The following is a 6,279-nucleotide window of genomic DNA, read 5'->3' on the forward strand; positions in this document are numbered from 1 at the left end:
CCGCCCGCGCCCGCCGAAACGGCATTGGTAGATTCCAGGGATGTCCGTACGCAAGTCGTTGCTCGTGTCCTCGGTCGGCCTGCTGGTGTGTGCACAAGCACTGGCCGGCTGCGGGGGCGCGCAGAAGCCGATCGATACCACCAAGCTGTTCAACGTCCAGTCGACGTTCGGCTCCGACTTCAAGACCCAGACCAAGGGTCCTAACGACATCGACCCCAAGATTCTCGGGCCGCAGAAGATGCCTCCCGGCGTGACGTTCGACCCCACCGACTGCGCCGACTACGCCGCCAACACCGGCCGGCCGCCCAAGGGCATCCAGGGCAAGATGTCGATGGTGTCGATCGTCGGCGACGGCAACCAGCTGGTCGCGATCGCCATGCAGTCCGACCAGGAGCTGCCCTACGACGACACCGACGCCGAGAAGTGCAGCCACGTCTCGTTCAACGCCGGCAAGCTCACCGGCTACCTCGACGAGGTCGATGCCCCGGAGATCGAGAACGCCAAGACGGTGGGATCGCACTCCGAGATTGTGCTCGTCGGCAAGGACGGCCAGCAGCAGTCCCGCGAGTCCTACACCTTCACCGCCTACCTGGGCACCGCACTGGTGCAGGTCACGGCCAACCCGCAGGCGGTCCGCGGCCAGGCGCCGGGGATGGTCGACGCCGACCGGGCACGGCAGTTGTTGGTCGACGCGGTGGCAGCGCTGCGCGACTAGCGGTGCCGGGGGAGCCGCCACGTGACCGAGCGCGAGCCGCGCGTCCTGGTCGTCGGGGCGGGCATAGCCGGGATCACCACCGCGCACGTCCTGCGTGAACAGGGCTTCACCGACGTCACCGTGCTCGAGAAGGGCTCGGATGTCGGCGGGGTCTGGTACTGGAACCGCTATCCGGGCCTGCGATGCGACGTGCCGTCGCAGATCTACCAGTTCGGGTTCGCGCCCAAACCCGACTGGCGGCACGCCTGGGCGACCGGCGCGGCCATCCAGCGCTACCACCGCGACGTCGTCGACCGGCTGGGGCTGGCGCCGCTGATCCGGCTGGACACCGAGGTGAGCGAGGCGCGCTGGGACGAGCGTCGGCACTGGATCGTCACCACTGCCGCCGGGGAGGAGCTGGACGCCGATTTCCTGATCTGTGCGACCGGCGTCCTGCACCACCCGTTCGTCCCGGAGATCCCCGGACTCGCCGATTTCGCCGGACCGGTGGTCCACACCGCCCGCTGGGACGACGAGCTGGACACCGCAGGCAAGCGGATCGCGGTGATCGGCACCGGATCCACCGGGGTGCAGGTGGTCTCCGCGCTGGCGCCGCAGGCCGCGTCGATCGACCACTACGTGCGGTCGGCGCAGTGGATTCTGTGGGCGCCCACCTCGCTGCGGCAGCTGCCCGGCGTCGCCGCGGTGCTGCGGCGGTTCCCGGCGTTGCACCGGTCGCTGCACCGGCTGCTGACCTTCGGCGGCTCCGGGCTGCTGACCGATGTCACCACCCGCCCGACGTGGCGCCGCCGGGCCGTGCAGGCCTACGCCCGGGCGTGCTTGCGGATTCAGGTGCGCGACAAGGCGTTGCGGGCCAAGCTTCGTCCGGACTACGAGCCGCTGTGCAAACGTCAGGTGGTGTCGGGAAGCTACTACCGGGCCATCCGGGCCGGCAATGTCGACGTGGTCACCGAGGACATCGCCGAAGTCACCCCGACCGGCATCCGCACCGCCGACGGCACCCACCGCGACACCGACGTCATCGTGCTGGCGACCGGCTTTCACGCCCACAACTACATGCGACCGATGCGTCTGTGCGGCCGCGACCGGATCAGCATCGACGACGCCTGGGCCAAGGGCCCGCGCGCCTACCGGATGACCGCCATCCCCGGCTTCCCCAACCTGTTCACGGTGTTGGGGCCCAATTCGCCCACCGGGTCGATCTCACTGCAGTACACCTCGGAGCTCACCGCCGGCTACATCGCGCAGTGGTTGACCAGGTTCCGGACCGGCGAGCTGACCACGGTGGAGGTCACCGAGCAGGCCACCGCCCGGTTCAACGACGCCGTCGCGGCCGCGATGGTCCCGACGGTGTGGAACACCGGGTGCAACTCCTGGTACCTGACCGGCAGCGGCGCGATCGATCTGTGGCCGTTCGACCGCGCGACGCTGAAGAAGATGCTCGCCAGCCCCGATCCGGCGGATTTCCACCTCAGCTGACCCAGCCACCTCGGCTGAGGCGGCCTCAGTGCTCGCCGCGGGCCACCGGCCGGGACACATCCGAGCTCCACTGCGACCACGATCCCGGGAACATCGCTGCCGAGCGGCCGACGGCGGCCAATGCCGCGACGATCACCGTGGCACTGATCCCCGAACCGCAGTAGGTCCCCACGGTGGCGTCGTCGCCGACGCCGCGCTCGGCCAGCAGCCCGAGGATCTCCTCGTCGGGCAGCAGGGTGCCGTCGGCGCCCAGCAACGCGGTGAACGGCAGGTTCGTCGCGCCGGGGATGTGCCCGGCAGTCGCGTCGATCGGCTCCACCTCGCCGCGGAAGCGTTCGGGGGCGCGGGCGTCGAGCAACGCGATCGAACCGGTCCGGGCTCCTTCGCCGGCCTCGTCGGCGGTCAGCGTGGGCCGCAGGCCCTCATACAGATCCTCGGGCAGCAGGGTGACGTTGCCCGGCTCGGGGGAGACCTCGCCGGTGTCCAACTCGCCGCCGGCTCGGGTCCACGCCGCCAGCCCACCGTCGAGGATGCGCACGTCTGCGACCCCCGAGGTGGTCAGCAACCACCACAACCGGCCCGAACCGGCCCGGTGCCAGTCGTCGTAGACCACCACCGGCGTGTTGCGCCGCACTCCCCAGCGGCGGGCAGCGGCTTCCAGATTGCGGCCGGTCGGCAACGGGTGGCGGCCCCGGTCAGGCACGGAGTGGTCGGACAGCTCGTCTTCGAGCGAGACGTAGACCGCACCCGGCAGATGGCCGCCCAGATATGCCTGGCGTCCGTCGGGTGCCTCCAGACTCCAGCGGACGTCGAGGAGCGTCACCGGATCACCGGCCCGCAGAAACTCCATGAGCTCCGCGGCGGTGATCAGAATCCTGTTGCGCGGAACCACCGCGTGGACAGGCTCAGTAGTTGTTGCAGGTGTTGGCTACCGCGACGATGGTGCCCACGTACTGCTGGGCCTCCGGCATGCCCTGCACCATGTTGGCAAACTGCTGGCGCTTGGCGGGCGGAGCGTTCAGGAACATCTGCAGCATGCCCGGCCCGTTGGGGCTGGCGTCGAACTCGGCCGCGGCGGCCGGGTTCTCCGCGGCCAGCGCCGCGTGCACCTGCGAATAGGTGCAGGTGGTGTTGAGGATCGGGCCGAGGTCGGGGCTGGCGGACGCGATCCCGGATCCGGCGCAGAACGCCAGAGCCAGACTGCCGGCTGCGACAGAGATTCTGGTCAACGACAGAGTGGCCATTTTGCGGACGCCTTTCACCAGTGCATCTTTACGGGGATTTGAAGACCTAACTCAAAGACTGGCCAAGCTTAACCGAACTGCGCGCGGCGTGCTGAAGTCGCAGTTAGGGCCGGTGGGCGCGGATCACGAGCCTTGACCGGGTTCGGTGCGCCACCACGGCGTGGGCTGACGCGCCGCCCACCCGCTGACGCCCTCCAGTTCGGCGGCCAGCGACACCAACAGGCCGTCGCTGTTGGCCGGCCCCATCAACTGCACCCCGATCGGGAGTCCGTCGGAGGTGAACCCGGCGGGGACATTGATCGACGGCCAGCCCAAGAGGTTCCACGGCCAGGTCACCGGGCAGGCCGCGATCATCGCGCGGTCGGTCTCCCAGCTGTTCAGGTCGTCGAAGGTGTTGACCAGCGGCGGCGGCTGAGCGGTGGTGGGCGCCAGCACCACGTCGACGATGCGGAAGATCGAGCCCACCCGCCGGTGATCCTTGGCCTCGTGGGCGCGGGCCTTGCGCAGCACGGCCTGCGACAGCAGCCGGCCGGTGCGCATGTTGGCCAACGTCCGCGGGTCGAGGTTGACCCCGTTGCCCAGCGCGTTCGCCGCGGTCAGCACCCCGGCGGTGGACCGGGACAGGAAATTCCACGACAGTCGCAGCCCGTAATCGGGGTTCCCCGGGACCACGGTGTGCCCGAGCAACCGCAGTTGTTCGGCCGTGCGCTCCAGGGCGGCCCTGATCTCCGGGTGCAGCTGGGCGGCGAACCCCGTGTAGGGGAAGCGGGTCGACAGCGCGATACGCAGTTGCCCCGGCGCGGTCCGTACGTAGTCCGAGACCGTCATCGGCGGCGGTTTGTGCAGGTCGCCGTCGGCGTTGCCGGAGACCGCGTCGAGTACCAGCGCCGCGTCTTCGACGGTGCGGGCCAGCACCCCGTTGACGGTCAGCCCGTTGAAGGCCTCCGGCAGCGGCCACGTCGAGATGCGGCCGCGCTGCGGCTTGATGCCGACCAGATGCGTCCAGGCCGCGGGAATGCGCACACTGCCGGCGCCGTCGGATCCGATGGCCGCGGTCACCAGACCGGCGGCCACCGCGGCGGCACTTCCCCCCGAGGATCCGCCGGGGGTGTGCCGGCGCGACCAGGGGTTGCGGGTGTGGCCGAAACCGGGGCCGCTGGTGAACGGCCACTGACCCAATTCGCAGGTGTTGGTCTTGCCGACGATCACCGCGCCGGCGGCCCGCAGCCGGCGTACCACCTCCGAGTCGTGGCCGGCCGGTTCGACGTATCCGGAGGCGCCGTACGAGGTCGCCACCCCCGCGACGTCGGTGTCGTCTTTGACCGCGATCGGGATGCCCAGCAGCGGCGCGCGGTGCCCGGCAGCCCGCAGCCGGTCGGCTTCGGCGGCGCTGACCAGGGCCGACTCGGTGAAGACCACCCGGAAGGCGTTCAGGGTGGACTGACTGGCGTCGATGGCGTGCAGCGACCGGCGCACCAGCTCCACAGAGGTGGCCTCACCGCTGGCCAGCTGGTAGAGCTGCTCGGTGAGGGTGGGGAAGCGGGTTGCAGAGGTCGCGGACGGGTGGCTCATCGCTGACGAGAGTATCGGCGTGCCACGCCGGTGGGGGTCCTCGAAACGCTCGCATCCGATGCGAAACTGGTCCGATGCGGCTGTACCGGGACCGGGCGGTGGTGCTGCGCCAGCACAAGCTCGGCGAGGCCGACCGGATCGTCACTTTGCTCACCCGCGACCACGGGCTGGTCCGCGCGGTGGCCAAAGGAGTGCGCCGTACCCGCAGCAAGTTCGGGGCCCGGCTGGAACCGTTCGCCCACATCGATGTGCAGCTGCATCCCGGCCGCAACCTCGACATCGTCACCCAGGTGGTGTCGGTCGACGCGTTCGCCACCGACATCGTCAGCGACTACGGCCGCTACACCTGCGCCTGCGTGATTCTGGAGACCGCGGAACGCCTGGCCGGTGCCGAGCGGGCCCCGGCGACGGCACTGCACCGGCTCACCGTCGGTGCGCTGCGCGCGGTGGCCGACGGCCGCCGCCCCCGCGAGCTGGTGCTGGACGCCTACCTGCTGCGGGCCATGTCGGTGGCGGGGTGGGCGCCGGCGCTGACCGAGTGCGCCCGGTGTGCCACCCCCGGCCCGCATCGGTCATTCCACGTCGCGGCCGGCGGCAGCGTCTGCGCGCACTGCCGCCCGGCGGGGGCGACCACCCCGCCGATGGGTGTGCTGGATCTGATGTCGGCGTTGCACGACGGTGACTGGGAAGCCGCTGAGCTGTCCACGACGGCGCATCGCAGCCACGCCAGCGGATTGGTGGCCGCGCACCTGCAGTGGCACCTGGAACGGCGTCTGCGGACCTTGCCCTTGGTGGAGCGGGGCTCCCAGCAGCCGGCGCAGCGCGGCGGCGACGACGCGGATGCGCAGTCCCGGGCCGCCGGCAGCTGACCCATCGGGGTCCCCGAACCCCGAAATACGTCCGTTTCGGTGGACTGCCCGGATGTCGGCGGTAGGCTGATGCGACTTCACGATCCGCATGTTCAACCAGGAAGGCAGGCCGAATGTTTCACGACACCGGGTGGGGGCGCTGGGCGCACAAGACGATGCCGGGATACGGAGCCGGTTTCGGTGTGGCGGCCGGAGCGCTACTCGTCGTGGGAATGATGCCGGCCGTGGCTTCCTGCGCGCGGGCCGCCGAACCTGGTCCGCCCGCCGGGATCACGGCACCGCTGCCGGTGAACGGCCCCGGCGCTGACGGGGCGGACGGCGCGGACGGCGCTCCCGGAGCCGACGGCGCTCCCGGCGCCGACGGGGCCCCCGGTGCCGGTGGCCCTGTCTCTTATACACA

General features: G+C 70.5%; 6 protein-coding genes and 1 pseudogene. 4 read left to right on the forward strand and 3 right to left on the reverse strand.

Annotated features, from left to right (window positions below):
• Positions 1-40 precede the first annotated feature (40 nt).
• On the forward strand, positions 41-715 hold the full coding sequence (locus LI92_RS19260; RefSeq protein ID WP_046321802.1) for a DUF5642 family protein: 675 nt from the start codon (positions 41-43) through the stop codon (positions 713-715).
• Positions 716-736: 21 nt separating this feature from the next.
• Positions 737-2,194 (forward strand): flavin-containing monooxygenase, encoded by a 1,458-nt coding sequence (locus LI92_RS19265; protein WP_046321803.1) that lies wholly within the window; start codon positions 737-739, stop codon positions 2,192-2,194.
• A gap of 25 nt (positions 2,195-2,219) precedes the next feature.
• Here LI92_RS19265 and LI92_RS19270 read toward each other — a convergent pair whose 3' ends face one another.
• The 3 genes from LI92_RS19270 to LI92_RS19280 form a co-directional block, all read right to left on the reverse strand.
• Complete coding sequence (locus LI92_RS19270; RefSeq protein ID WP_152665559.1) at positions 2,220-3,086, reverse strand: sulfurtransferase; 867 nt, start codon at positions 3,084-3,086, stop codon at positions 2,220-2,222.
• Positions 3,087-3,099: 13 nt separating this feature from the next.
• Positions 3,100-3,438, reverse strand: a complete 339-nt coding sequence (locus LI92_RS19275; RefSeq protein ID WP_046321804.1) for a hemophore-related protein — start codon at positions 3,436-3,438, stop codon at positions 3,100-3,102.
• Between the two features lie 123 nt (positions 3,439-3,561).
• Positions 3,562-5,010: an amidase gene (locus LI92_RS19280; protein ID WP_046321805.1), complete on the reverse strand. Its 1,449-nt coding sequence runs from the start codon at positions 5,008-5,010 to the stop codon at positions 3,562-3,564.
• 74 nt (positions 5,011-5,084) lie between these two features.
• On the opposite strand from LI92_RS19280, the gene recO reads away from it, so the two are divergent.
• Together recO and LI92_RS24175 are read left to right on the forward strand one after the other, a co-directional pair.
• Positions 5,085-5,879, forward strand: coding sequence for a DNA repair protein RecO (gene recO, locus LI92_RS19285; protein ID WP_046321806.1), 795 nt, complete (start codon positions 5,085-5,087; stop codon positions 5,877-5,879).
• 113 nt (positions 5,880-5,992) lie between these two features.
• A pseudogene (locus tag LI92_RS24175) lies at positions 5,993-6,279 on the forward strand (hypothetical protein); the annotation flags it as partial.

Origin of the sequence: Mycobacterium sp. UM_Kg1, assembly GCF_000972925.1 — a bacterium.
In the GTDB taxonomy this organism is placed as follows: Bacteria; Actinomycetota; Actinomycetes; order Mycobacteriales; family Mycobacteriaceae; genus Mycobacterium; species Mycobacterium hiberniae.